A 26,056-nucleotide genomic window follows, 5' to 3' on the forward strand; every position below is an offset into this window, starting at 1 on the left:
TAATATATTTATATCAACTTCATGTTTTCCTGTTATTTCCTTTAAAACTTCTATACTTTCGCCAATATTCTCTGTATCCTTTGAAACAATTGATATTATATATTATTATTTTATTTCTAACAATTATTTTTAAAGCCATAATCTTTTGGTTTAAAATTATTAAATAAAAATATTTTTACTCTAATTACCAATATGTGAATCAACATATACTTGTTTTACCAGCTTTCATAATATATTAGTTCTTGAGGTATATTCATCATATATATGATATATGAAAATTGTTTATCTACATCTATTATGTAAGTTATTTCTGTAATTTTTTATTACTTTATTAATAATAACTCCGGTAAGAATTATCACTGGATATAATATAGCCCAACCTGAAAAAATAAATATAAAAGCTGTTGTAACTAATGAAATAAGACTAATCATAAATTTTTTCTTGTTATCTTTAAATAATGCAACTCCAGCAGCACATCCAGTTAGATATGTCAATATGAAAGTTGCATTAGGAATCTGTATTAGTTGAGTAAATGATACAATCTTAAAATAGTATAGTGTGATTACTACAACAAAACATAGAAATAAAAATACAAGTCCACCTATTGGTGTGTGATACTTTTTTGAAACATATCCAAGAATTTCAGGTGCATCTTTATTTTTAGATAATGAAAAAGCTAATCTTGATGCAGTCCCAATATAAGATATTACGGTGGCAATACATATAAGTAAACTTGTAATTCCTATTATGATAGCTCCAGATGAACCAAAAATTTTGCGTGTTACAATAACTAAAGATGCTTGTGTTTCAATCCCGTAGCTATCAGTCCCTACAGTAACTAGAGACGTCATAAAATAGAGAACCCCTATAATTATAGCAGAAATCACAGTTGCTTTAATAATATCTTTCTCAGGATTGATAAATTCTTCAGACAAATGAGAAACTGCTTCCCAACCAATGAAGCACCAAAATAAAATTGGAGATGCTTTTCCAATACCTGCAATACCATTAGGCATAAAAGGGGTAAAATTTACTGCTTTTATATTTGGAATAGAACCAATTATGGCAAGAATAAGAATAGATATAATACTTATTACAACCGCCACTTGAATTCTTCCGGCTATATTCATACCCATGACATTAATAACTAGAGCGAAAATAAGGATTATGCAGGCAACAATGATTCTTGAATTTTGTGGCAAACCAAGAGCAAAACCTAAATAACCTCCGCCAGTTAAAGCTGCTACTGGAGCTCCTATAGGCACGGACATAAGAAAAAACCAACCAATAATTGTTCCTAATTTATCTCCAAATGCTTTAGTTACAAAATAAGACACACCACCTACATTTGGATACTTTTGTGATAAAAAAGCCATACAAAGTGCAAGTGGAAGTACTAAAATCATCATTACTCCCCAATCTAATATAGATGCTGGGCCTGCAATCTCTGCTGCAATACCAGGGACTATAAGTACACCGGCCCCTAATACTGCTCCTATATAAAGTGCTATTGCTTGAGGCAGATTTATAGTTGCTTTAAAATTGCTATTCATATAAAAACCTCTTTTTCCTGACTCAAATAGTTCGCCATCGAACTATTTTTGCAAAAATTATTGGGTAAAATTGTGTATTACCCGATCTAATAATAAAAGTAATATTTCAACTTCCTCTTCAGTAAAATTTTTAAAAAATTCTTTAATTACATTTTGTGAAATATCTTTGAAGTCTTTTTTTATATTTAATCCCTTTTCAGTTAAATCTATATAAGAGTATCTTTTATCTTCTAAATTTGATTCTTTAGTAACATATCCAGCTTTTAATAATCTGTCCACTAATTTAGTAACTGTAGACTTTGAACGATCAATTCCTTCACTTATTTCTTTCATAGTTAATTTCCCATTGTTCTCATAGAGTATATCTAATATATTACCATGTGATACCATAAGCCCTTCAATACCACGTTTTTTTAGTTCGCACTCAATATAATTAGAAACCTCATTTCTTATCTTTGAGATTTTAGATATGGCTAAATATTTATTCATCATAAACAATACCTTCACTTTTGTAATTTAATTGTTACTATAAATATAGTTCACCATCGAACTATTGTCAAGTTACTTCCTTATTTTTTTAAAATTTTTTAAAAAATCATAATTTATTTAATATTACTGCAATACAAAAAGTTCCATTCGATTTATTTGTTAAAGGCATTAATTCATCAAGCTTTTTTTATTATTAATTTCATTACGAAAAAGCGTATATGAAACCTCGTTCGGCTCGCCTCCACCACTCAAATCCACAATACATATAACCGTACTGAAACCCGAGGCCACTGAAAAAGTATTAATTTCTTAAAAATCACATCCTTCAAACCCGCATTGCTACGTTGTGATTTTGTTGAAAAAAGGACTTTTTCAGTGGCCTCCTGAAACCCAGTACGGTTTTTTACTTTTTTATAATAAAATGAAGATATGATTACCAAACATGGTGGCAGTGTAAATCTACCAAATTAATACTTTGCCTAATAAGAATGTTCCGACGTAACTGTTATTCTAAATCAATTTCATTATATATATTAAAAATACTCTTCATCTAACCCTTTATCTGTCATAGAATGAGGAAGTAAAAATACAAGAACAAGTGCCACTACTAAAATAAGAATTCCAAAATAATAAGTATCCCTCTGTGCAAGGAGGTAAATACTCTTCACACCCAGATGTGTGTTTTTATTATAAACTAACTGACGAGATGTTAAGATAACGCTACTAGATGCAACTCCCATTGTTTGTCCAAAATTACGCATGGTTGCTAGCATTCCGGAAGCGACACCAGCATGTTTCCTAGGGGCTGAATTTAAAATAGCTGTATTAATGGAAGAAACACTTAGGCCATTTCCAATTCCCATAGCAATCAATGTAAGAATCACCATAGCATAATTGGAGGATTCTTTTAATGAACTCATAATTAGACAACTGGCACAGATGAAAATCAATCCAATACCCGATGGTAAACGTGTTCCATGTTTATCAGTCATACTTCCTCCAACAGGAGACATTACCATCATAGCAATTGGTGATGACAACATTATTAATCCTGACTCATCCGATTGTAATGATAGTATATTTATTAAATAGAATGGCACCAAGTAGGTAATTAATTGTTGTACTAGATACGAAAGCATACAAACCACATTTGCCATAGAAAATGTTTTGTTTTCAAACAACTTCAAAGACATCAACGGTGATTCTATACGTTTTTCACGCATGATGAATGCATTCAATCCTGACATGCTTAAAAGCATACATCCTAAAAAATAAACTGATTTCCATCCCCAGTTATTGCTAAAATTAAGTCCTACTGAAAAAGCACCTACTGATATTGCAAATAAATCCGCACCAAGCCAGTCCATACTTTTACCTTCAGAAGTCTCCGTGCTGTCATCTGACATAACAAAACAGGTTGAAACAAAGCCAAAAATACAGAATGGTACATTAAAATAGAAAATGGCATGCCACGAAAAATGAGTTAACAAAAAGCCGCCAATTGTAGGCCCTGCAGCCAACCCTATGGAAATAAATACAGAATTCATACCGAGAGCTTTACCGCGTTCCCTTGAATCAAAAGTTCGACTAACAATTGCCTGTGTAATAGAAACCATAATGCTATACCCAACTCCCTGTAAACATCTAAAAAAAATCAATACTCCTAAATTTACTGACAATAATGGTGCTGCAATACACACTACTCCAAAAAATAAAAAACCAGTTTTAAACTGTCGTTTGTATCCATAAAGTTCTGCCGTGCGCCCCAAAATCAGCAGGGTACAGCATGGTATCAATGAGTATACTAGTGCTAGCCAGCTGACGTTGTTCTGACTCACACCAAATTCTTTTGCCAATGTTGGAAGCGCAAGATTCAAACTGTTTATAGAAAATGATACAACTAGATTGGCCATGCCAGTCACTGCAAAGATCATCCATCTTTTATATTTGTTTTCATGAGTTTCATTCATTTCAACACATCTCCTTTCACTCTGTTTCCCTGGCACTATCTTGACTTATTATAATACGTGTGTTAGTATTTGTTAAATGAATTTTATAAATACTATTAATTCGTTTATCGAATAATAAAAGGAGTTTTAAAATGAACACACAGAACTTAAAGACTTTTCTTATACTCTCAAAGTTAAGAAATTTTTCACTTACAGCCGAAAAATTATTTGTAGCACAATCAACTGTCACAAACCGCATTGCCGAATTAGAAAAAGAAATAGGTAAGAAATTATTCATTCGAGATAAAAAACATATAAAACTGACTTCCGAAGGTATTCTATTCAAAAAATATGCAAAAAGAATTCTGGAATTAGAGAAAAACGCCATACAAGAAATGACTCAAGCAGATTTTTATAAAAACACACTTCGAATTGGAAGTACCAATACTATTTATGAATGTCATTTATATCCCATTATCCATTCTTTTCTACTCTCTAGTCGCGACACATCAGTCAAAGTAATACTTGATCATTCGCAGGACCTACTGCAAATCGGATTAACCCCTTCGTTTTGGACAGAATCTAATAAATTCTTCATTTCTCTTAAATTTAGGCCCTTATTTGAATATTTGTTAGGTTTTCTCCAAAATAAAGGTTATAAAATTCATGTGGAGCCATAAATCTTAAACTTGAATGTAATCTCCTATTATTGTAGAATTCCATAAATTCATTTACTATTTTGTATGCTTTCACATAGCTTTGAAATTCATTAATTTTTAAACACTCATCCTCAAGTATTCTGTGAAATGATTCTACATGTGCGTTTTTATTTGGCGTCTTCACTGGTATTCTCTCATGTTCAATTTTAAGTTCTTCACAGCATTCATCAAATTTATGACTTATAAACTGAGGTCCGTTGTCTGTTCTTATTACTGGCTTTTTAGAGCCTTCCTCAAACAAGTTTCTTTTTATTAAGCACTTTCTAAGTAGTGCTGTAGCATTTTTAGCCTCACAGTGTAAACCCATGTGGTAATCTATAATGCTCCTATCAAAGATATCAATTAAATTTAGTAAGTAGAAGAATTTATCTTCACCTTCTATGTAGCCATATTTTATATCCATTTCCCATAGTTGATTTGAGCCTGTTATAGTTCTGTTAACCGCAATATTTCTCTTTATTTTAGCTTTAATTATTCTCTGGTCTTTAAGTATTCTAAGCTCCTTGCAAAGCCGATAAACCTTCTTATGATTAATCACAAGATTATAATATTTTTTTAAATGATAAGTTATTTTTCTATATCCATAGTTAATAGCATCCCCGTCAATGGCCTCCAGAATAAATTCCTTAATCTGATCATCGCATACTTTTTCACCATCTCCGTTTATGCTGTATCCTTTTGGCTTTCCACCCTTAGGTCTAGCCTTTTCTCTGCCTTCTACGCTTAAATTATAGTAATATGTTGACCTTCCAAGTTTAACTACTTTAAGTACAAATACCGAATTATATCCTTGATCTATATACTTTTTGGCTATTTCTACTTTTTCTTTAATTGAGGGTTTGATTTTTTTATTAAGTCTCTAAGAATTGCTATTTCTAAATCTTTTTCTCCTAACAATTTTTTTAGCTGATCATTCTCTTTTGTTACCTCTGTTAACTCATTTTCAAGTTCTTTTTCTCCCTCAACTAAAGCTTTTCTACCAGGCTTAACTTTAATCTCATCCTTAGAATTCTTTATCCACGTAAATATAGTTGATTTTGAGATCCCATGTCTTCTTGATACCAGTGAAACATTTCCTACTTCTTTCACTTCTCTTAATACCTCTTCTTTTAATTCTTTCGTATAACTTTTTCCTTTCATAGTTTACCTCCAATCACTTTCTACATTATAATAAATATAGATGTAATCGTCCAAACCTATTTAGGGGCTTAAGAGAAATGTTAGAAGACCAACTACTGGATGTAGTTTTTTCCTACATATTTTATAAAAAGGCTGGATATCAATGTATTCCTTTTGTTTCAGATAAGCTGCTTCTCGTTACCAGTCCTAAAAATAATTCCTTTGTAAATGGCATCTATAAGAATGATTTGTTAAAAATAGATTATCTCATGTGTGATCTTATATTACAAGAAACAGGACAATTTATACGTACACTATTTCCACCTTATTATCAATTTCTATTTGAGATTGATAACAGCACAAAGCTCGTGCAGTATTTACTTGACGGTATAGGTTATAGTTTTTTGCCCAAAAGCATCGTTAAATCCCATATAGAAAATAATTCCCTGATTTACATACCCTTAATTGATTTTGACGCACCTCAAATAAACAGTTATTTTATTTATAGGACTAATAACCACCCGGTACAAAAATTTTTATCTCAGCTTTGTTAGCACCTTTCAAAATATAAAATGAGACTGAATCATGTGGGTTCGTAACTTCACATAATTCTTATTTGAACTATAATCTACTTTTCTTTATTCAATATTTTTTCATAGCAATAAAATGGTTTCTCCCTTTCTAAGAAGCTCATTTCTCCAACAAATTCATAACCACATTTTTTGAACAGTGCATTCATTTTCATATTTATTGAATAGGTATCTGTTTTTAAATATCCTATATTATTCTCCAAAGCCAATTTATCAGCAAATTTCATTAATTTAGTACCAATTCCACTTCTTCTATAGATAGAATTAACCGCCATTCTATGAACAACTATACAATGTTTGTTTAATGACCAGTTTAATCCATTATACTCAGCTGGTTCTACTTTATTAATACATATGAAACCAGCCAACTTTCCTTCTTGCTCTGTCACAAATAAGTCACCTCTTTGGATATCATTCATAAAGTCCTTTTCATGAGGGTAACTTTCATCCCATTGAGTGTTGTTATAGGTTGCCATTTCCACAATAGCTTGCTTTATTATTTCCATAATATCTCTTAAATCTTCCATAACTGCTTTTCTTACCATAATAACATTCATTCCTTTCGCTGTGCTCAAGGCACAAAAATTAATGAAAGAGTGATTAAAATTACCAATTACTGTGAATAATATAGACAAGTATACAGGTGTACTACAGAGCACGGCGGGGTGAGTGTGATTGCACTTCACTGTAATCCGTATAATAACATGTGCCGATTACTCTTTTAAGTACAAATAAGTGTGCCCTAGGGCACGTAAGTTAATCTTTGTTTAAACAAAGACCGTTTAAAAGTATGAGTATTCAGTCAACACCTGTGTACTTTATTTTTTTATTTGTAGGTGATATAAATGTTAAAAATCGTTTATCCTATTTGTTGCGGTATTGATGTTCACAAAAAATTTGTAGTTGCAACTGTAACATCAACCAATGAGAATAACATCACTACCTATGCAACCAAACAATTCAGTACTTACTCAAAGAATCTTTTCCATTTAAAAGAGTGGTTATCTGAGCATAACTGTAAAGAAGTTTGTATGGAAAGCACCGGAAAGTACTGGATACCTATCTATAACATACTTGAAGATTCCTGTAATATTACTCTGGCTAACCCAAAGTACGTTAAAAACATTCCCGGCAAAAAAACTGATAAAAAAGATTCTCTATGGCTTGCAGACTTACATAAGCATGGATTAGTTAAAGGAAGTTTTATTCCTCCAAAGGCCATAAGAGAACTACGAGACCTTATGCGCTATCGCTTTAAACTTACAAATTTCCGTTCAAGTGAGAAAAACAGATTCCAAAATTCATTAACAGTTTCAAATATCATGATTTCAAGCGTAGTATCAGATACCTTTGGTAAATCATCATCAGCTATAATTAAATATGCCATGGAGCATCCTGATAAATTAGATATAGACTATACTCAATTTCTACACAAGAGTATGTTATCTAAGGCTGACGAAATTAAGATTGCTATGCAAGGAAGCATCTCTAAAAATCAAACAGCAAAGATGTCTGTATGCTTGAATCATTATGATTATATTAACAATTGTATTTCTCAACTTGATACTGCCATTTCATTAATTTCAAGTGAATTTAAGTCACAAATTGAGCTTATTGCTTCTGCCCCTGGGATAACTACACAATCTGCTACAACTATAATTTCTGAAATTGGAGTGGATATGTCAGTCTTTCCAGATGCTAAACATCTGTGTTCTTGGGCAGGTCTTACACCACAAAATAATGAAAGTGCTGGCAAAAAGAAAAGTGTTCGTATAAGCCGTGCCGGAGCTTATTTAAAGCCAATACTTATTCAGTGTGCTAATGCAGCAATAAAAAACAAGTCCTGCCCATACTTTAAATATCGTTATGAAAGTATAAAGAAAAGACGTGGGCACAAAAGAGCAATTATTGCTATAGCAAGAATGCTTTTAACCTGTATTTATAATATGCTTTTAAAAAATGAAGCCTTTGATAATTCTATTTATGAAAAATATCTAAAAAGAGAAAACACTTCTCGACATTTTCAACCTGATATAGATAGAATTATTTTATTTCTTCAAGCTCAAGGCTTTGAAGTAACAAAAGTAAGTCAAGAGATATCACCGAAAATAAGTTGATTTTTAATTATAAATAATATAAGTCTCTTTTTTTGACCTCATTTTAATAGGTCTTTTTGTCATGTTCAAAAACACCTGAATTTCTTTCAAGTTATCACCTCTAGAAACTTTTTATTTCTTTCCAATCATTTTCAATATTCTTTCTCATTTTCTTAACTAATTTACTGACCAATTCCTTTTCCTCCACGCTGAAACTATTAAAACAAACCTCAATATTTTTATTTTCTTCTTCAATAATAAATGTATATATCTCCAATGCTTTTTCCTTGGAATAAAGTCTCCACATTCTTTTATCAATATCATCTCTTTTTTTATATATATATCCTGCTTCAATAAGTTTTTGTATAGCCTTTGTGGTTGTGGTTTTGTCAACTTTTAAAAGGTTCGATAAATCAATTTGGTTAATTCCTTGATTTTCACATATTCTTGTTAAAAATGTAAATTGACCTTTTTGCAGATTTAACTCTTTAAATTTAAGGTCACTTATAGAATGAATACAGCGTGATAGAGTTCCTATTTCCCTTAATACATCGCTATCTAGAGTTTTCATTAATCCTCGCCTCCTATAGAATAGTTGAACTTTCAACTATATCATATTTATAATAGCATACATTGGTTGAAAGTTCAACCTATATATGCTGTATCTTCTCACTAGAGATAAATAAGCAGTTTTAAAAATTTGTCCACCTAAATTAATTGCACATGTATTAAATCAAATGTTCTCACAAACATGAAAGATATATATTTTCATATTTATGCCTGTGTAAAGTAATATAATTTTATATTCACTTATGTTGATTACACTACATTTGTGACACAAATAATTCAAACTGTAAATTACTTATAGAACCGATATAGAAAAAGGACTGCCAAGCCGCAATCCTATTTCTATTTTTTATTTTTCAAATTTTATACTGTCGTTATTTTTTTCACGGGTTTCAAGCATAATTTTTATGCTTAATTTAAATCTATAAGTAAAACATTCGTAGCAATTTATTGATAGCAGTCTGTAATGTATATTATACTGCCTAATTTTTAAACCGTTTTCAAATGTCAATTAATTATGATTTAATAAGTCTGACTCCTAAATCAAATGCTTTTTGCAAATCCTCAGCTGATATTTTTTCGACACGATTAGATTTTTCTTCTTTATCCGGCATCAGATAAACGTACTTTGAATAATCATCAAATTGAACGGTATTTGTTAAAGTTAGTAGTTCACAACTACCCAATGTGCGGCCCATAATTCCCGCAAAACTAGTTAAAGTATCCTCAAACCCTCTTTCAACATAAATTTCATCACTGACATTCATTGTTGCAATCAAAGCTGTTTTAAAGTTTTTTGGTTTAGGGCCTGTAGACGTACCACCATAATCAAGATATTGAAAAAGCAATCTATCTGTAAATGAACGCATTTGCCCTGATAGATTTCCATAATAAATAGGCGAACCAAGCACAATAACATCTGACTCCTCAATACTTCCCAGTAAGGGTTTAAGATCATCATCTACCACACAATGTCCATAAGATTTACTATTTTTCAATTTACAAGAACAACAACCGATACAGTCCTTATAATTTAAATCAAAGAGATTTATAAATTCAGTCTCAGCACCCACTGATTTTGCTCCTTCAATGACTTGGTGTAACATTTTTGAGGTATTGCCATGTTTTCTTGCACTACCACACACAGCTATGAGTTTCATAAATTATCCTCTTCTTTCTATCATTTAGTTGAAAATAATTTGTCAGCCAATCTTAAATTTACACATCTGCCCCATACATGCCAAATACCCTCGGCATCTTCCAATCTCATGTGGGAGAAGAATGGATACGCTATGCTTATGACCTCCCCGATACATCGGCCCCGTATTTCACCCCTTCCAATTAATTATACAATATCACATTTATAAAGTATATAAAAATACATCTTAACTAAAAGTACTACTTAAAAATACCTATAAATAAACTATTTTTAATACTTCGAAGAGAATCCCAAAAACCAACATTTATAGGACATTAATAAAAAATAGCAACAAGAGCTTTATCACTCTTGTTGATGAACAATAATTTACTCTTGTGACGCAAGCTAAGAAATATTCCGAATTAACTTTAATGATGAATTATATTCTTCCTTTACAATTACCTTCCAAAAATGTTCATAAAGCTATGTATTAATATTGTAGCATAACAATTCTTTAATTTATAACGAATAAAACCGATAATAATACCAAAACAAAGACCTGTGATAACTTTCATAAACATTACAAAAGGCAATCCTGAATTACTTCCCATAAGTATTGTTTTAGATAAAATACTATCAAAAATCTATAGTCATATAATCCCTATGGAAATTTCGACTTATATATGAAACAGAGAATACCTATTGACACATATACAATTATAAAAGTACAAAATCGTTGTTAGTTCAATTATAGTAACATTTGTATTTTTATCCATCTATTTATAGATACTTTGCAGTTCTAGCAGCAATGCTGGTACTATCCCTTGTCTTGAAATACTATAAGTATCTAAATGATATCCAAGTTTTACGTAGACTATAACAGCCAATATGTTCTTTTATTCCAACTGCTTTAGAGGTCCCCTTTATTGTTTCTATAGCCATATAATGGGTGATTGGTCTATTTTGTCCCTCTCTGCTCTTAAAAATGTATTGTAAAATTTTTTAATTTTACTAGTTTTCTTTTCCTTAACATAAACATGAATTTTAAAATACAATTTCACATTTTAAAATATAAAAAACAGGTATAAAACCTTATATATCAAGGTTTCATACCTATCTTATCAGTTCCACACAATATAAATTCTGTGGAATTGGTACTCTAATTATAATTTACCACTTAGTTAATATTATGGTATATCTTATATGTGTATTTATATCGTAATTGTAAATAAGAACGAAACCACTATTAAGTGGTGGCTGCGTTGTAAGTAATTTAAACTTCTGTGGTAAAATCTAAAGATATGTATTTTAAAAGTGGTATTTATTTTTATCTAAATACCACTTTATTATCATGAACACTTCAATTATTATTATTTTAGGACAAAAATCAAAATAATTGAGGAGTGTTATCATGTCAGAATTAAGAAAACAAATGAAAATCTATATGGATTTGAAAGGGTACAGTCCAATTACTACAAAATATTATATTAATCACGTTGGCAATTTTGCAAAATACCATAAAAAATCACCTAATTTATTGGGTGAAAAAGAAATACAAGAGTATTTACACTATTGTATCACAAAAAGATGTTTGACAGAAGGATCTGTAGGTTCAATTTATACAGCCCTTAAAATTTTATATACAAAAGTTTTAAACCGGACCTGGGATATTAATAAAATCCCGAGAATAAAAGAACGTAGAAGGTTACCTGTTGTATTATCGCCTGAAGAGATAAAAGCTATTTTTGATGCTGCCCCAAATATTAAACACAAGGCAATTTTTATGACAATTTATTCTGCAGGATTAAGAGTAAGTGAGGTTTGCAATCTCAAAGTAACAGATATAGACAGTAAAAATATGCAAATATTTATAAGGCAGGGTAAATGTAAAAAAGATCGATATTCACTTTTATCAGAATTAAATCTTCAAGTTCTAAGGGAGTACTGGAAAGAATATAAACCTAAAGAATATTTGTTTTCAGGAAGATATAGGACTGATGCCATAACACCACGCAGCGTTGAAAGGGTATTTCAGAAGTCAAAGGAAAAAGCAGAGATTACTAAACCTGCAACAGTACATACACTGAGACATAGTTTTGCAACACATCTTTTGGATACCGGAACGGATATTTGCTATATTCAGAGACTTTTAGGACATACAAGGATAACTACTACCACCATATATCTACACCTCAGAAGAATGGATTTATTAAATATAAAGAGTCCACTGGATATACTTATAGGTATAGAAAATGATTGAGCTGCAGGATATTTTTATTAAGCATGGAGACGAGTATTGCCAAAAACATAAACTGCCATTCCACATTAAAAAGGTAATTTGGAATATTATCTCATGCAGGACGTCAAAGTTAGGCGGTCACATGGATGAATGTGAAGAATGCGGACATATTAGAATTTCTTATAATTCTTGTAGAGATAGACACTGTCCTAAATGCCAGACATTAAAAAAAGAAAAATGGATTGAAGATAGAAAAAATGACTTATTACCAGTACCATATTTTCATGTTGTATTTACTATACCTGAAGAACTAAATTTTTTGGTACTTACAAATCAGAAAGAGATGTATTCTATTTTGTTTAAGTCTGTATCAGAAACTCTTCTGGAACTTTCAAAGGATGCAAAGTATCTTGGTGCAGAAATAGGTTTTACAACAATACTGCATACTTGGGGACAAAATCTTATGAATCATCCCCATATTCATTGTATAGTTACCGGTGGCGGAATATCTTTTGATGGGGTAAGGTGGATTAATTCCAAGGAAGATTTTTTTATACCTGTTAAGGTCCTGTCTGCAAAATTTCGCGGAAAATTTTTATACTATCTTAAAAAAGAATACTACAGCAATACCAAATTAAAATTTACTGTCGGTATTGAAGATTTAAAATACAAGGATGTTTTTCACTGCTTTTTAGACAAGTTGTATAAAAAAGAATGGGTGGTTTATTGTAAAGCTCCATTTAAGAGCAGTGAACATGTATTTGAATATTTAGGAAGATATACACACAGGGTTGCAATTTCAAACAACAGAATTCTTGCTCTTGAAAATGGACTTGTGAGTTTTAAATGGAGAGATTACCGGGATAATAATAAAGAAAAAGTTATGACAGTTACAGCTGAAGAATTCATACGTAGATTTTTAATGCATGTGCTGCCACCTAAATTTGTTAAGATAAGACATTATGGAATCTTAAGTAATCGCAACCGTAGAACAAAACTTAAAAAATGTAAGATGATTCTTAAAGCTCCGGTGAGTGAAAGCAAAGCTAAATTAAATTTAACAACAGCAGAGTTTATTTTAAAAGTTGCAGGAATAGATATAAATAAATGTCCATGCTGTAGTGGCAAAATGGTAACCATGAGGAAAATAGAACCGAGGATTTCGGGACCACCAGATAAAAATTCTAAAACGGCATAGATTATGGAAATTGTTATTAGTTTATTAACTATGGGGAGGGGGAAAGTATGTATGTGGTTAAGTGAAAATTCAACAATTGTAGGGGTATCTTACAGTTTTACTCTAAATTCTGTGCTAAAATATAAGAAAATATTAAACTTAAGGATATGTGAGGGATATTGAAACCCCATAGTAACTGCCCCGTGGCTTCGTCCTATAATTCGTTTCGGAAATTGAGCAACTTTAGCATCTAACACCATTTAAGGTATACATTTTATGGTGTTAGTTTTTATAAGCTCAAAATCCGAATACGAATCTATTCATTCCATGACATAAATACTGAAATAAAATAAACAACCAAACCATATATATTTAATTTCAAAAGTAAAATTTATTTTCTTATTTTATACCTCTCATCTATTCTCATGTATAAAAATAAGTACTGGTTAACTACCAATACTTACATAAACATAAAAAATCCTATATAAATTATTCCCATTATAATTCCCAATACTCCAGCTGACCCTGTATCTCCTTTACAAGGTTTTACAAGACTTAAAACAGCAAAAACAATAGTATTGATAGGAATAACTATAAATATACTTCCTAAAACCGTATGCAATAATCCTGCAAAAGCAAATAAGGAAGTAGCTAATATTAAAGAAATTATAGCAAACTTATTCATTTTGTTTTGTCTTATGGCTTCTGGCATAATTATTACCCCCTAAACTAATCTTATTAATTATAACATTTAGTTCATTCGTTATCAATATTTACCTTTTAATTAAATTATAATGTCCACGACAAATTAAATCCATATTTCATTAATAGTTACTGAACAATATTCATATGCTGACATGTACTGCAAAGTAAGCGTGATATGTTAAATCAAAAATATTGAAAAGTTCGAGTGAACACTTACCGCAAACAAAGGTTTTTTGTTTGTGGTTTTTTATTTTAGGAGGTATATTATGATTGATTTATTTTGGCCTATTATAATTGTTGTAGCAGCAAATACTCTATATAATATCAGTGCGAAATTAACACCTAGTGAAGTACACCCTTGCGCATCACTTTCTATAACCTATTTTACAGCTGCTTTATTATCTATACTATTATTTTTTATTACAAAGGTAAAATAATAAGATATTATCTATTTTATTCCTTAGCCTGGGTTTTGTCGGAAATGTTGGCGATACCCCAATCATACTGAATTTTAAATTAATGTTAAATAATTATTATAATTATTGATAACTAATATAATCTATCATATGATTATGAATAATTATATAAAAAAATTAGGAAGTGATATTGTGCAAAAGAAGGTATTGTTTTTATGTACTCAAAATTCTGCAAGAAGCCAAATGGCAGAGGCCATACTAAATGATAAGGGTAAAGACAAATTTATTGCTTTTAGTGCAGGAAGTCAGCCAGCCGATGATATTAATATTTATGCTAAAATTGTTATGAAAGAAATGGGTATAGATATTAGTAATTACAAACCTAAGTCAATAGAGCAATTTTTAAATGAGGAGTTTGATTTTGTTATTACACTATGTGATAAGGCTAAAAATGAATGTCCTATTTTACCAAAGGATGCTATTTATGTACACTGGGGAATAACTGACCCAAGAGACTTTAAAGGCAACGAGGAAGAAACAGTTACTCACTTTAAAAAAATAAGAAATGAGTTAAATACAAGAATTAATTTACTTATTGATCTACCAGTAGATAAATTAGACAAAGCAACTCTGAGGAAAAGATTAGATGAAATAATTTCAAAATAATCTTTTAGTACATGGTTATAATAAAAGATTAATGTACTTTATTTAAGAAATGTTCAGCTGATGATGTTCATGAACTCATGTAAAATGAGAAAAATGTTACAGTGATATTATCTTAAAGTTATTTATTAAAAATTGATAAATATAGGTAACAAATAAATATTCACTACATAGACTATTATATATATAATAGTCTATTATTTTTTATTATTTCAATAATTATATTGACACTATATAGATAATAGTCTATATTATCTATATAAGGAGTGACTTTATGAATTTGGATTATAAATTAAACGCAAAAATATTCAAGGCACTGTCTGATCAAAACAGGTTAAAAATTATTGATATACTTTCCTGTGGTGAAAAATGTGCATGTGATTTATTGGAAAATTTTAATTTTACACAGCCTACTCTATCCCACCACATGAAGGTGTTGATGGATTGTAACCTTATTAAATGTAGAAAAGAAGGGATCTGGAATTACTATTCATTAGACAATGCTAATGCAAACAAGCTGATGCTGTTCTTGATGAATATTATAACAGATACCGAAGAATGTATATGCAAAGGTCAGAGTACTGGTTTATGTAAAACTGATAATGAAAAATAAATTTATAAACAGGAGGAATATATATGAAAGGTAAATCATCTAGATTATCGTTACTTGATCGTTATTTGACACTTTGGATATTTCTTGCCATGTTTATAGGAATTCTATTTGGGTGGGGAATACCAGGAATATCAAAAGGTTTATCTAATCTATCTATAGGTACTACATCCATACCTATAGCCATTGGACTTATTGTAATGATGTATCCACCCCTTGCCAAAGTAAACTATAAAGAATTCCATAAGGTTTTTAGGAATCCTAAAGTTTTGGGGTTATCACTTTTACAAAACTGGATTATAGGACCAATTTTAATGTTTATACTTGCATTTGTTTTTTTAAAGTCATATCCAGCATTTATGACTGGACTTATATTAATTGGTCTTGCAAGATGTATTGCTATGGTTATCGTTTGGAATAGTTTAGCTGATGGTGATACAGAATATGCAGCTGCTCTTGTAGCTTTCAACTCAATTTTTCAAGTTATATTTTATTCAATGTATTGTTATATATTTATAACTGTTTTACCAACATGGTTTGGACTTACCGGTTACAGGGTGGATATTTCTATAGTTAAAGTAGCAGAATCCGTAGCAATTTATCTTGGGATACCATTTGCGGCTGGTTTATTTACAAGACTATTACTAGAACCTAAAATGGGAACAGAGTGGTATACAAAAAAATTCATACCTAAGGTAAGTCCACTGGCATTAATTGCTTTACTATTTACTATAATAATCATGTTTACTTATAAGGGAAAATATATAGTTGAACTTCCTTTTGATGTTATAAGAATAGCTGTTCCACTTTTAATATACTTTGTAATAATGTTCTCAGTCTCATTCTTTATAAGTTATAAATCTGGAATAGATTATAAAAAAACAACTACACTGTCATTTACCGCAGCAAGTAATAACTTTGAACTTGCAATAGCAGTTGCAGTTGCAGTATTTGGAATAGAATCAAAAGAAGCTTTTACAGCTGTTATAGGTCCATTAGTTGAAGTGCCCGTTATGATAGGTCTTGTAAATGTAGCACTACATTGGAGAAAAAAATATTTTAAGATACCTACAAAATTAGGTTAAATATGGAGGAATACAATTATGAAACCAAAGGTAGCATTTATATGCGTACACAATTCTTGTAGATCACAAATGGCAGAAGCTTTAGGAAAATTATTTGCAAATGATATATTTGAATCCTATTCTGCTGGGACAGAATTAAGACCAACTATAAATCAAGATGCAGTAAGAATTATAAAGGATTTATATAATATTGATATGAATAAAACACAGAAGTCAAAATTGCTAAAGGATCTTCTCAAAATTGATATAGTAGTAAAAATGGGATGTAATGTAGTATGTCCTTTCTTACCTTCAAAGTATACAGAGGATTGGGATTTGGAAGATCCTTCTGGGAAAAGTAATGATGAGTTTATAAAAACAGCTAAAGCCATTGAAGAAAAAATTAAAGACTTAGCTAAAAGAATTGAAAATAAAGAAATTAAATTATAAGATGTAACAAAGATAAAATACTCTCTAAACTTGTTCAAATTTGGAGCATTGGAGAAGTCTGTGAAGGATATCAGTGAAAATACTGAGATTGATATGTAGGAATTACTATAACAATCTAAAAAAATGCTCTAATGATTCTGAGTGCAAATAAGTTTTATAGGAAATTAGAGGTTTGGGAGGTTAGAAAATTGGATAACATTAATTGCTGTAATTCTGGAAAAAAGCTTGAGAAGAATACAAAAGTTAAAATAGTAAGAATAAAGCAAAAACCTACCGATGGATCTATTTCTTCTAAGTGTGAGACAACTCAAAATTCATATTGTTGTGGAAATGGAAGTAAGGAATCATGTGAACCCATTACTAAATATGATACAAAGCAGAAATGGATAATTGGAGAGATAAGTACCTCACAAGGCTGTATACCACGTATTTCTACTAAATTGGCATTTACTGATACATTGGGTACATGGAAAGTACGCTTCGGAATAAACAGGATGAATTATAAAATCAATCCAGGACTCTATGCAGTAGGAACACCTGATGACACAGCTCCTGTTCTGGTAACAGCAAACTATAAACTGACCTTTGATACTTTGAGAAAAGAGCTGGGTGGACTTAATGCATGGATAGTGGTGTTGGATACGAAAGGGATAAATGTATGGTGTGCAGCAGGTAAAGGAACATTTGGAACTAAGGAACTTGTGAGCAGAATTTCAAAAGTAAGGCTTTCTCAAATTGTATCACACAAAACGTTGGTACTCCCTCAGCTTGGGGCACCTGGAATAAGTGCTCACGAGGTTACAAAGAAGTCTGGTTTTAAAGTGGTATATGGTCCTGTAAGAGCTGAAGATATAAAAAAGTTTTTAGAAGCAGAAATGAAAGCCACAGAAGAAATGCGTGAAGTGAGGTTTAATATAATTGACAGGGTGGTTCTGACACCAGTTGAATTTGTAAGTACTTTTAAAATTGCCATGTTAGTTTTTGGAGTAATGTTTCTTATAAATTTATTTGCCGTTAATCCTTTTGGAGTAATTGATTTTTATGCATTTATAGGTGCATTGCTGGTAGGCTGTGTTATAACCCCTGTATTACTGCCATGGATTCCAGTAAGGGCTTTTGCTGCAAAAGGCTGGATTATGGGACTTATTTGGGCAGTCACTGTAAATATACTTAATGGTTGGTCTGCAATACCGGAATATGGTGTATTAAAAACTGTTGCATATTTATTGATTTTACCATCTATAGCCTCATATTATGCTATGAACTTTACAGGATCTTCTACTTATACATCTTTCTCAGGTGTAATAAAGGAGATGAAGATAGCAGTTCCTGCAATTGCTGTTTCAATAGGACTTGGGGTGGGGTTACTTTTGATAAACAGCCTTATTCATATTTAAGGAGGGTGCTATGAAAAATAAGTATTTGAAAAATGTCTGTACACTTGAGGTTGATTCAGATAAATGTGTTGGCTGTGGAAGATGTATTGAGGTTTGTCCACATAAAGTATTTAATCTAAATAAAGGTAAGGTTGAACTTATCAATAAGGATAGTTGTATGGAATGCGGCGCATGTGCAAAAAACTGTTCCTTTAATGCCATTGAGGTAAAATCAGGTGTTGGATGTGCCTACGCAGTTATAATGGGATGGCTTTTAGGTACTGAGCCTACATGTGATTGTTCAAGTGATAATAGCAACGGGTGCTGTTAAATAAGATTGAAGGAAAAATTAAAGACCTAGCTAAAAGAATTAAAAATAAAGAAATTAAATTATAAGGGCCAATAAAAGTGAGTAAGATAGAAATTTTTATTTCGGCCATGTGCTATTGCTTTATTTTAATAATTTTATTGATACCATATAGAATATGATCTATTCTATAATAAAAAATATACAAATGAGAGGTGTTCCTATGAGTATACAAATTTTTGAAGCATCTAAAGAAATACATGATAAGTTCAAAGAGAAATTTAAATACACTTGCTGTCGTGCACTTACTGAAGATGTTGAATGGGGAAAATCAGAACATCACGAAAACTGTGAAAAATATGTTGTTTACACATCTGAAGTTACTGAAAATATATTAAAAATAATAGACAAAAGTATATATATTTAACATAATAACTCTAAGCTTAAATTTTAAATTATTAAAAAAGGAAGAGTTGTTTTGGCTAACTTAATAATTGAATTAAGTGTATTAGTACAATTAGGCATGAAAAACATAACTAGTTTAATATTCAAGCTATTGATTTTTCTATGATTAAATCATTCTGCGTAAGTACTGTTTAGAATAAAAACTATACTTTTTCAAGATCTTTTAAACCTCTTGTTTTTATAAATAAAAATAATTACGAGTTAACTTGGAATATACGTCCGCACTCCATTTTGTAACACCCTATATCCCTTCTCCCTATAACAAGTAAAGTATGATAAATCTCTAGCTACCTCCCAAGGATGATTTAAAAGATGATTTTACTAATGCATTTGAATCAAGAGCAACTCAAGTTTCAACCTATCCTTTTATTGATTTTTCCTATGCCAACAACAAAAGTAAGCCTTTAGGGAAAAAGATAAAAAAGCTTTTTGAATATCTTGAGACAGTAGGTGAAGAACTTCAGTGTACTAGAACTGCTGTATGGACTTTTGGCAAGAAAGATGTTCCTAAATATTCTTCTGTTACAAGAGATAATTTTATAGGCTTTGGCCCAAGCGCTACTACTGTTTTAAGAGAACCTATAAATATCATTTAGTTGAACAGGCCTGTATTCATCAATACATAGATAAAACTTGATATTTAAACTCAAGAACTCATCTATGTCAATTGATTAGATTGTCATATTTAGGGAAATCAGTTCTATGCACAAAAATTATTGGACTCATCTCACAGAACTTAGATAATAAGGAGGTTGCCGTAATTATAGTACCATATCAAATTTATCTATTGTTGTTTGAATGCTGTTAATCAACTTACTTACGTGATATCCATCAGCCACTGCATGTGATATTGTCACAGAAAATGGCATTACCCATTTTCCATTTTCTTTATTGTACTTTCCATATGTTATAATGGGCATTAATGGTGGATTAGAATCACTAGTGTATGTTGAATATCCTGTAAAACTAAGCCATGGAACACAAGATATGCAGTAAAAATTTTCAGGCTGATTTGGCTTAGTCTTCATGCCTTTAGTATTTGAGTACTTTTGAATATCACATTTATAATTATCATAGAATTTGTAAAAGTCATCTGTATATTCTGACCAAATATCTGAGAAGGTATGATCATCTTCATGAAAAATTGTATAATTAGGATGAACAATATCATATAAAATTAGCGTATTATTTTTTCTCCAACTCATTCGAAACTCTGGCATTAAGTTAATGTTATAAGTAACGCAATAAATGAAGGAAGGATAAAATTTTAGATTATTATTTTTTAACGACTTTTTAAACAAAGTAACATCAATCTTTGCAGTAATACTATAACCACATTTAAGCTTTTCTGTATAATATTTAAAATGTTCTTTTCTTTCCCATTTTTCGAAATCAATTATATGAAACATAATCTAGGTCCCCCTTGATAATTGTATTTAATATAAGCTATAAATTATCTATATGACTTATATCTTCTTTATTATGTTATACAATATTTTGAAACAACTTTTTAATTTATAAGAATTTAATCTATATAAATTAAAATCCCAAATACAATAATTAAAATTATTAAAATAAGTAAACATTTTAATCAGGAAATTTCTTGTTCATGGTCATTAAGCTAAGAAGAGTATATAAAAATACTACAAGGATTAAAATCACTAGAATTTTTCATATAATTCATATTATTTATATTATTTATACAAGTATATCTAACATTTTTTAGGATTATTAATTAATAATTTTATAATTTGATAATTTTCGGTATCCTCATAGTTAACTTTTTTTATAGTATTATCCAACTCATAGATTATTGAATCTGGATAGGTCGTTACTATTGGAGAATGGGTAGCAATTATAAACTGAGAATCATTTTGAATTAAATCCATATACTATGGCAATAGCTTCAAGTATTTATGAATCAAAATAACATAGCTTTTTAACTATTATTTTTGTAGATTGCCGTAATTACTCCAGGACTTATTTAATACTACAACCGTAAATAAAAAAACTTCAACTTAGAACTCTAAGTTGAAGTCAAATTAAAATTTTTTATGTCTTCTTCTTTTTTAAATACTGACATATAATCTCTAAAATTTCCCGCTGAAAAATTGTTTGTTTTCTATAGATATTGTAAATTGAGAATTTGTAACTAAATTCAAATCTGTATAAAATGAATTATCTTTCGTCCAAAAAAATACTAACATTAATTTATCATCATTTTTAGGATTTTTAATAGTAAAAGCTCCATTTATGTCCTCACTTTTAAAAGAAAAGCTGTTACAAGAAATAGTATGTTTAGTTACAAGTATTGGAAGATCATTTTTCATAGAATCAAAGACTTTATTGTTCCATGGGTTTCCAAGAAGTATTATATTATTATTTTTTATATCATTATCTGTTAAATCTTTATCTTCTTTTACTGATATATTGCTGTTAAGTGTCATAGTTTTTATAATACCATCTAAAGACTCTTTTTCATCTGTAGTTAAGTTAGATGGTTTTACTAATAGGGCTTTCTCACCATTTAGTACCCTAAGCTGAAGACTACCAAGGATTAATCCGTTGTTTTTTTCCAAATTTTTAAGCATATTTTTATATTGTTCATTTGCCAGTTTTTCTATTTGTTCGTCTGTAAGCTTTAAGTTTTCCGCAGTGTAATTATCGGAATTCAGAGAAGCTTTAATGGTATCACTTACATTTTTACCTGCTTTTTTTTCAACGACACTTAAAAATCCTTCTATGGATGAATTTTTAAATTTATATTCTTTGAAGTAAGTTTGCATTATATCTAAGAATACAGTATCTCCCACCCTTTTTCTTAAATCTTCAATTAAAAGAGGACCTTTGCCATATATAACCAGAACATATCCAGCTCCATTACTATCATCGTCAAATTTGTCTACCCCTGACCCTATACTTGGAAATTTATATTGGGATGAAAGTGTCCCCATATTTTCATTACTATATGTAGGTATCATATTCAATATACCATTTTGGGAATATTCACCTTCAGTTTTTTCAAAATAATAGGCTGTGGAAAAAGTAGCTAAGGATTCATCTAAAAAGGGTTCTTTAAATTCATTGTTGCCTACAGTTACATACCACCACTGATGACCTACTTCATGTACTGCAGCTTGTGATATAAATGAATTTTCATATAAACCAGATATATATTGATCATTACTTTTAGAACTTAGTATTTTTTCAGGGTATATTGGCATTTGAATTATTTGAGGATATTCCATTGCTCCTCCAGATAAGTGACTTTCCATCAAATCTAACTCATCGTAGGGATATTTACCAAATTGCTGGCTGAAAAATTGAACTGCACTTACGGCCGAATCTAGGACATCCTGAGCTGTACTATTATCGTTATCATCTTCTTTAGTTAAATAATAAATGTTTACTTTTATTCCATCTATTTCTTTGGACAGAACCTTGTAATTAGGACTCATTATAATAACAAAATCTCTTACATTATTAGCGTTCAAGTTCATTATTTTACTATTCTCGTCAGAAGATTTTTCATTTTCCTCTCCAGTAGATGCCACTACATAATCTTTAGGAACTTTTAAGTTTACATTATAATCTGCTATATCGCTGTAATTGGATTCTCCTACTACATTGAAAGTATTTTCATCCCATTTATTTTCTTTATTATCGTACATTGATAGTATAGGATACCAGTTGGTTAATGAATAATCATTATCCATATAGCCCAATCTTGAAGTTCCCATAGGTAATTTTAATTTAAAGCTAATGAAGATTTTTATATTTCCATTGCGTTTAAAAGCCTCATCTAAGCTGATTTTAAGGATTTGATCATCTTGAGTAAACTTCACATTTTTTTCATTTACAAGGACTTTATTTATATATATATCCCCTTTTTGTGCTTCAGTTAAGTCCTTAGTGCCGATGATACCAACTTGAGAAGGCATAGTTTCCTTTTTATTATAGGAGTCTGGATAAAGGTGAAATACTATATCCTTTAAGCTTGTACCAGTGCTGTTTTTAATAGTAACTTCTTCACTTCCTGTTAAAGTTTTGGTATTTGCATTAAAGTCTAGATCCATACTGTACTTTGCAGGAAGAGTTGAAGCCTTAACAATTCCAGTGTCAAATAAACACAGAGTAAGTAAACTTAGAAAAAAAATGAAAATAACATTCTTTGTTTTTTTTAAGTTCATTTTTATACCACATCCTTTACAATACATTTGTTCCATTCACTAAAATAATTATAACATATATTTTAGGGGAAATTAATATGAAAAGGAAAGGGATGTCAAAAATGGTAAGTATGGAACTACCTACTGGCAAGTGGTAATTCCTCTTCTACTTTAGAAGTGAAAGTATCCTTCCTTGTCATTTACCATATTAGAGCGTAAAACGGCTATTTTTACTCATAGTTGGATCAAGCCCTGTTGGAAAATCACCATCGGAAAGAATTAGCTTCGGTTTCTGTTGCTCCTTTTCCACAATCGGGTATGCTTCATTTTTATATGTACTAACCTTGGGTTTGCTATGCTTCATAGTATCAGTTATTTCTCCAATACATGTGCCAAGCCTTGTCTGAACAATGGCTCTATATGCTTGTCATCCAGGGAATAATAGACAATTTTGCCCTGGCGCCTATATTTAATGAGCTGAGTTTGACGCAGCACCTTCAAATGATGAGAAATGACGGGCTGATTCATATCCAGCAATGCAGTAATGTCACACACACACATTTCAGACAGAATTAGAGCATTTACGATTTTGAGTCGGGTGGGGTCATTGAGAGCCTTAAAGAGTTCGGAAATTCTACATAGATAATAATCATCTGTCATTTTATCTTTAACTTTATTTAATATGTCTTGGTGTATTATGGTACAACTGCAAAGAGCATCCTCTTCTGGTCTCACTGCCATATTATTATCCTCCTCATAAGTAAACATATAAGCATTTGTTCATATTATAATGTGCCTATGTAATACTGTCAAGCAATCTGACTATGGGTCATAGTAAAACAATATTAAATATTAGACAAAAAACCTAGAATCTTGTCTACATTAAAATTTGAATAATAATTTTGTACTATGGTGATACTAATTTTTAATAGATATTAAATCAAAAAAGGAGATATAAAATTATGGAAAACAAACCAGATGATAGAAGAGATAATGTAGATAGAATTCAACATAATATTAATAATAATATTGAAAATATCGGGCATGCAGAAGAAATGATTGAAAAAACAGATGATGAAAAAATGAAAAAAACACTCATAGAAAAAAATAAAAGAAGAAAAGAATCTCTTAATGCTATGAGAACAGAAATTAAAGATGAGGCAATAGACAAACGGAACGGATATAATTAAATAAAAACTGCTTAAGGAAATATAAGATACTATTAATTCTATTTAAAAAATAGTAGATTTTATCCACTATGCCTTTTCTATGTCAATCAAGCCTACAATGACCATAAAAGAATCTAACCCCAACTTGGTTTTAGCTGGGGTTTTAATATACAGTATTACTCCTCCAATTGCTGCAATAGTCATAAATATTCCTCATAATTTTCCTTTAATTCTAATGATACCCACCTAATATTAACTTATATAATGTTAAAAAGAATAGAATCCAAATAATTGATTGAAATACTTGGAATTAAGTGTTATATTTACAATAAATGTGCCCTAAAGAATGTTTTGGGTTAATATCTCCATATTCAAGGCGTATACAAATGAATCAATAAGAAAGAAAAAATTTTAAAAGAAAATCGTCTCTTATGAGCAAAACTTCATTTAAACATCCAAATTACTTAACAGGAGTTGGCTAATATGACCTATAAAATATTTGATCTGCTTCAAAGTCTTATTGACATTGAAGATATGTCATTAAAACTATACTTAAAAATAGAAGAAACCTTTAAAAACAAATCCCAGGAAATCAGTATACTTGCTAAAACTATTGCAAAACAAGAACAGAAACACATTGAATATTATGAAAATCTATCATCTAGTTTAAAGGATAAATTAGATGATTCTATCGATTTTTACTTTTACGATAAAATTTCAGGACTTTTATTTGAATTTAAAAAAAATATCAAAGTACCTGAAGTAAATACTCCCAGAGAATTGATTGAATTTGCCGTAAAATTCGAAAAAAACAACGTAGCACTTCTTTTAAACATTCAGGGTAGATTACTACAGAATATAAATGATATGAATAATAGAATTTATAAAGTTATATCCATTATCATAAAAGAAGAAGAAGAACATGAAAATATGTTCATAAAACTGCTAAATTATAAATAAAGCAAAAATTTTTTAATTATATATAATCATTAAAAATAATTTCTAAAAAAATTCATCACATAATA

27 protein-coding genes are annotated in these 26,056 nt (G+C 30.2%); 15 read left to right on the forward strand and 12 right to left on the reverse strand.

The window, feature by feature from the left end; genetic code table 11:
• Window positions 1-282: 282 nt before the first annotated feature.
• From AB3K27_RS18605 to AB3K27_RS18615, 3 genes are all read right to left on the reverse strand, one after another.
• Window positions 283-1,554, reverse strand: coding sequence for an APC family permease (locus AB3K27_RS18605; protein WP_368488833.1), 1,272 nt, complete (start codon window positions 1,552-1,554; stop codon window positions 283-285).
• Between the two features lie 57 nt (window positions 1,555-1,611).
• Complete coding sequence (locus AB3K27_RS18610; RefSeq protein ID WP_368488834.1) at window positions 1,612-2,046, reverse strand: MarR family winged helix-turn-helix transcriptional regulator; 435 nt, start codon at window positions 2,044-2,046, stop codon at window positions 1,612-1,614.
• Window positions 2,047-2,576: 530 nt separating this feature from the next.
• Window positions 2,577-4,013: an MFS transporter gene (locus AB3K27_RS18615; RefSeq protein ID WP_368488835.1), complete on the reverse strand. Its 1,437-nt coding sequence runs from the start codon at window positions 4,011-4,013 to the stop codon at window positions 2,577-2,579.
• A gap of 131 nt (window positions 4,014-4,144) precedes the next feature.
• Here AB3K27_RS18615 and AB3K27_RS18620 point away from each other — a divergent pair, with 131 nt between their 5' ends.
• Window positions 4,145-4,672, forward strand: a complete 528-nt coding sequence (locus tag AB3K27_RS18620; RefSeq protein ID WP_368488836.1) for a LysR family transcriptional regulator — start codon at window positions 4,145-4,147, stop codon at window positions 4,670-4,672.
• Here the strand turns inward: AB3K27_RS18620 and AB3K27_RS18625 are convergent.
• A protein-coding gene (locus tag AB3K27_RS18625; RefSeq protein WP_368488830.1) for an IS3 family transposase occupies window positions 4,602-5,851 on the reverse strand; the annotation gives its coding sequence in 2 pieces (ribosomal slippage) (window positions 4,602-5,563 and window positions 5,563-5,851; 1,251 coding nt in all). The two genes, AB3K27_RS18620 and AB3K27_RS18625, sit on opposite strands and share 71 nt — an antisense overlap.
• A 77-nt stretch (window positions 5,852-5,928) precedes the next feature.
• Here AB3K27_RS18625 and AB3K27_RS18630 point away from each other — a divergent pair.
• On the forward strand, window positions 5,929-6,384 hold the full coding sequence (locus tag AB3K27_RS18630; RefSeq protein WP_368488837.1) for a LysR family transcriptional regulator substrate-binding protein: 456 nt from the start codon (window positions 5,929-5,931) through the stop codon (window positions 6,382-6,384).
• 74 nt (window positions 6,385-6,458) lie between these two features.
• Here the strand turns inward: AB3K27_RS18630 and AB3K27_RS18635 are convergent, their stop codons facing one another.
• Entirely contained in the window at window positions 6,459-6,995 is a 537-nt protein-coding gene (locus AB3K27_RS18635) for a GNAT family N-acetyltransferase (protein ID WP_368488838.1), read from the reverse strand.
• Between the two features lie 270 nt (window positions 6,996-7,265).
• Between AB3K27_RS18635 and AB3K27_RS18640 the strand changes: the two genes are divergently transcribed.
• Window positions 7,266-8,537 carry an IS110 family transposase gene (locus AB3K27_RS18640; RefSeq protein WP_368487573.1) on the forward strand — a complete coding sequence of 424 codons (1,272 nt, stop codon included), beginning with the start codon at window positions 7,266-7,268 and terminating at the stop codon, window positions 8,535-8,537.
• A gap of 100 nt (window positions 8,538-8,637) precedes the next feature.
• Here the strand turns inward: AB3K27_RS18640 and AB3K27_RS18645 are convergent, their stop codons facing one another.
• From AB3K27_RS18645 to AB3K27_RS18655, 3 genes are all read right to left on the reverse strand, one after another.
• A complete protein-coding gene (locus tag AB3K27_RS18645; RefSeq protein ID WP_368488839.1) occupies window positions 8,638-9,087 on the reverse strand; it encodes a MarR family winged helix-turn-helix transcriptional regulator in 450 nt (149 codons plus the stop codon).
• 511 nt (window positions 9,088-9,598) lie between these two features.
• Window positions 9,599-10,243 (reverse strand): flavodoxin family protein, encoded by a 645-nt coding sequence (locus tag AB3K27_RS18650; RefSeq protein ID WP_368488840.1) that lies wholly within the window; start codon window positions 10,241-10,243, stop codon window positions 9,599-9,601.
• Between the two features lie 436 nt (window positions 10,244-10,679).
• Entirely contained in the window at window positions 10,680-10,832 is a 153-nt protein-coding gene (locus AB3K27_RS18655) for a CPBP family glutamic-type intramembrane protease (protein ID WP_368488841.1), read from the reverse strand.
• Between the two features lie 800 nt (window positions 10,833-11,632).
• Between AB3K27_RS18655 and AB3K27_RS18660 the strand changes: the two genes are divergently transcribed.
• A complete protein-coding gene (locus AB3K27_RS18660; protein WP_368488842.1) occupies window positions 11,633-12,481 on the forward strand; it encodes a site-specific integrase in 849 nt (282 codons plus the stop codon).
• Window positions 12,474-13,658 carry an IS91 family transposase gene (locus AB3K27_RS18665; protein WP_368488843.1) on the forward strand — a complete coding sequence of 395 codons (1,185 nt, stop codon included), beginning with the start codon at window positions 12,474-12,476 and terminating at the stop codon, window positions 13,656-13,658. Before AB3K27_RS18660 ends, AB3K27_RS18665 begins: the two co-directional genes overlap by 8 nt.
• A 439-nt stretch (window positions 13,659-14,097) precedes the next feature.
• Here AB3K27_RS18665 and AB3K27_RS18670 read toward each other — a convergent pair whose 3' ends face one another.
• Window positions 14,098-14,349 (reverse strand): hypothetical protein, encoded by a 252-nt coding sequence (locus AB3K27_RS18670; RefSeq protein WP_368488844.1) that lies wholly within the window; start codon window positions 14,347-14,349, stop codon window positions 14,098-14,100.
• A gap of 259 nt (window positions 14,350-14,608) precedes the next feature.
• Between AB3K27_RS18670 and AB3K27_RS18675 the strand changes: the two genes are divergently transcribed.
• From AB3K27_RS18675 to AB3K27_RS18710, 8 genes are all read left to right on the forward strand, one after another.
• Entirely contained in the window at window positions 14,609-14,779 is a 171-nt protein-coding gene (locus AB3K27_RS18675; RefSeq protein WP_368488845.1) for a hypothetical protein, read from the forward strand.
• Between the two features lie 135 nt (window positions 14,780-14,914).
• Window positions 14,915-15,424: an arsenate reductase ArsC gene (locus AB3K27_RS18680; RefSeq protein ID WP_368488846.1), complete on the forward strand. Its 510-nt coding sequence runs from the start codon at window positions 14,915-14,917 to the stop codon at window positions 15,422-15,424.
• 271 nt (window positions 15,425-15,695) lie between these two features.
• On the forward strand, window positions 15,696-16,034 hold the full coding sequence (locus AB3K27_RS18685) for an ArsR/SmtB family transcription factor (protein WP_368488847.1): 339 nt from the start codon (window positions 15,696-15,698) through the stop codon (window positions 16,032-16,034).
• Between the two features lie 23 nt (window positions 16,035-16,057).
• Window positions 16,058-17,116 (forward strand): ACR3 family arsenite efflux transporter, encoded by a 1,059-nt coding sequence (gene arsB / locus AB3K27_RS18690; RefSeq protein ID WP_368488848.1) that lies wholly within the window; start codon window positions 16,058-16,060, stop codon window positions 17,114-17,116.
• Between the two features lie 18 nt (window positions 17,117-17,134).
• Window positions 17,135-17,545, forward strand: coding sequence for an arsenate reductase ArsC (locus AB3K27_RS18695; RefSeq protein ID WP_368488849.1), 411 nt, complete (start codon window positions 17,135-17,137; stop codon window positions 17,543-17,545).
• Between the two features lie 188 nt (window positions 17,546-17,733).
• Window positions 17,734-18,942 (forward strand): mercury methylation corrinoid protein HgcA, encoded by a 1,209-nt coding sequence (gene hgcA / locus AB3K27_RS18700; protein ID WP_368488850.1) that lies wholly within the window; start codon window positions 17,734-17,736, stop codon window positions 18,940-18,942.
• Window positions 18,943-18,952: 10 nt separating this feature from the next.
• Window positions 18,953-19,252 (forward strand): mercury methylation ferredoxin HgcB, encoded by a 300-nt coding sequence (gene hgcB / locus AB3K27_RS18705; RefSeq protein ID WP_368488851.1) that lies wholly within the window; start codon window positions 18,953-18,955, stop codon window positions 19,250-19,252.
• A 199-nt stretch (window positions 19,253-19,451) separates the two neighbouring features.
• A complete protein-coding gene (locus AB3K27_RS18710) occupies window positions 19,452-19,655 on the forward strand; it encodes a C-GCAxxG-C-C family protein (protein WP_368488852.1) in 204 nt (67 codons plus the stop codon).
• A gap of 799 nt (window positions 19,656-20,454) precedes the next feature.
• Here AB3K27_RS18710 and AB3K27_RS18715 read toward each other — a convergent pair.
• From AB3K27_RS18715 to AB3K27_RS18725, 3 genes are all read right to left on the reverse strand, one after another.
• On the reverse strand, window positions 20,455-21,102 hold the full coding sequence (locus AB3K27_RS18715) for a CatA-like O-acetyltransferase (protein ID WP_368488853.1): 648 nt from the start codon (window positions 21,100-21,102) through the stop codon (window positions 20,455-20,457).
• Between the two features lie 681 nt (window positions 21,103-21,783).
• Window positions 21,784-23,883 carry a M1 family metallopeptidase gene (locus AB3K27_RS18720; RefSeq protein WP_368488854.1) on the reverse strand — a complete coding sequence of 700 codons (2,100 nt, stop codon included), beginning with the start codon at window positions 23,881-23,883 and terminating at the stop codon, window positions 21,784-21,786.
• A 351-nt stretch (window positions 23,884-24,234) separates the two neighbouring features.
• A complete protein-coding gene (locus AB3K27_RS18725; protein WP_368488855.1) occupies window positions 24,235-24,603 on the reverse strand; it encodes an ArsR/SmtB family transcription factor in 369 nt (122 codons plus the stop codon).
• Window positions 24,604-24,824: 221 nt separating this feature from the next.
• Here AB3K27_RS18725 and tlp point away from each other — a divergent pair, with 221 nt between their 5' ends.
• A complete protein-coding gene (gene tlp, locus AB3K27_RS18730; protein ID WP_368488856.1) occupies window positions 24,825-25,052 on the forward strand; it encodes a small acid-soluble spore protein Tlp in 228 nt (75 codons plus the stop codon).
• Window positions 25,053-25,514: 462 nt separating this feature from the next.
• Window positions 25,515-25,991 carry a rubrerythrin family protein gene (locus AB3K27_RS18735; protein ID WP_368488857.1) on the forward strand — a complete coding sequence of 159 codons (477 nt, stop codon included), beginning with the start codon at window positions 25,515-25,517 and terminating at the stop codon, window positions 25,989-25,991.
• Window positions 25,992-26,056 lie beyond the last annotated feature (65 nt).

This window comes from Clostridium sp. BJN0013 (assembly GCF_040939125.1).
In the GTDB taxonomy this organism is placed as follows: domain Bacteria; phylum Bacillota; class Clostridia; order Clostridiales; family Clostridiaceae; genus Clostridium_B.

Excerpts from the sequence above, each read along its gene's own strand:
- AB3K27_RS18610 (WP_368488834.1), bottom strand. The coding sequence starts at position 2,046 with ATGATGAATAAATATTTAGCCATATCTAAAATCTCAAAGATAAGAAAT.
- AB3K27_RS18670 (WP_368488844.1), bottom strand. The coding sequence starts at position 14,349 with ATGCCAGAAGCCATAAGACAAAACAAAATGAATAAGTTTGCTATAATT.
- AB3K27_RS18720 (WP_368488854.1), bottom strand. The coding sequence starts at position 23,883 with ATGAACTTAAAAAAAACAAAGAATGTTATTTTCATTTTTTTTCTAAGT.
- AB3K27_RS18735 (WP_368488857.1), top strand. The coding sequence starts at position 25,515 with ATGACCTATAAAATATTTGATCTGCTTCAAAGTCTTATTGACATTGAA.
- AB3K27_RS18605 (WP_368488833.1), bottom strand. The coding sequence starts at position 1,554 with ATGAATAGCAATTTTAAAGCAACTATAAATCTGCCTCAAGCAATAGCA.
- AB3K27_RS18685 (WP_368488847.1), top strand. The coding sequence starts at position 15,696 with ATGAATTTGGATTATAAATTAAACGCAAAAATATTCAAGGCACTGTCT.
- tlp (WP_368488856.1), top strand. The coding sequence starts at position 24,825 with ATGGAAAACAAACCAGATGATAGAAGAGATAATGTAGATAGAATTCAA.
- AB3K27_RS18640 (WP_368487573.1), top strand. The coding sequence starts at position 7,266 with ATGTTAAAAATCGTTTATCCTATTTGTTGCGGTATTGATGTTCACAAA.
- AB3K27_RS18655 (WP_368488841.1), bottom strand. The coding sequence starts at position 10,832 with ATGGGAAGTAATTCAGGATTGCCTTTTGTAATGTTTATGAAAGTTATC.
- AB3K27_RS18675 (WP_368488845.1), top strand. The coding sequence starts at position 14,609 with ATGATTGATTTATTTTGGCCTATTATAATTGTTGTAGCAGCAAATACT.
- AB3K27_RS18715 (WP_368488853.1), bottom strand. The coding sequence starts at position 21,102 with ATGTTTCATATAATTGATTTCGAAAAATGGGAAAGAAAAGAACATTTT.
- AB3K27_RS18695 (WP_368488849.1), top strand. The coding sequence starts at position 17,135 with ATGAAACCAAAGGTAGCATTTATATGCGTACACAATTCTTGTAGATCA.
- AB3K27_RS18645 (WP_368488839.1), bottom strand. The coding sequence starts at position 9,087 with ATGAAAACTCTAGATAGCGATGTATTAAGGGAAATAGGAACTCTATCA.
- AB3K27_RS18660 (WP_368488842.1), top strand. The coding sequence starts at position 11,633 with ATGTCAGAATTAAGAAAACAAATGAAAATCTATATGGATTTGAAAGGG.
- AB3K27_RS18620 (WP_368488836.1), top strand. The coding sequence starts at position 4,145 with ATGAACACACAGAACTTAAAGACTTTTCTTATACTCTCAAAGTTAAGA.
- AB3K27_RS18650 (WP_368488840.1), bottom strand. The coding sequence starts at position 10,243 with ATGAAACTCATAGCTGTGTGTGGTAGTGCAAGAAAACATGGCAATACC.
- AB3K27_RS18665 (WP_368488843.1), top strand. The coding sequence starts at position 12,474 with ATGATTGAGCTGCAGGATATTTTTATTAAGCATGGAGACGAGTATTGC.
- AB3K27_RS18725 (WP_368488855.1), bottom strand. The coding sequence starts at position 24,603 with ATGGCAGTGAGACCAGAAGAGGATGCTCTTTGCAGTTGTACCATAATA.
- AB3K27_RS18615 (WP_368488835.1), bottom strand. The coding sequence starts at position 4,013 with ATGAATGAAACTCATGAAAACAAATATAAAAGATGGATGATCTTTGCA.
- AB3K27_RS18680 (WP_368488846.1), top strand. The coding sequence starts at position 14,915 with ATGAATAATTATATAAAAAAATTAGGAAGTGATATTGTGCAAAAGAAG.
- AB3K27_RS18630 (WP_368488837.1), top strand. The coding sequence starts at position 5,929 with ATGTTAGAAGACCAACTACTGGATGTAGTTTTTTCCTACATATTTTAT.
- arsB (WP_368488848.1), top strand. The coding sequence starts at position 16,058 with ATGAAAGGTAAATCATCTAGATTATCGTTACTTGATCGTTATTTGACA.
- AB3K27_RS18710 (WP_368488852.1), top strand. The coding sequence starts at position 19,452 with ATGAGTATACAAATTTTTGAAGCATCTAAAGAAATACATGATAAGTTC.
- hgcB (WP_368488851.1), top strand. The coding sequence starts at position 18,953 with ATGAAAAATAAGTATTTGAAAAATGTCTGTACACTTGAGGTTGATTCA.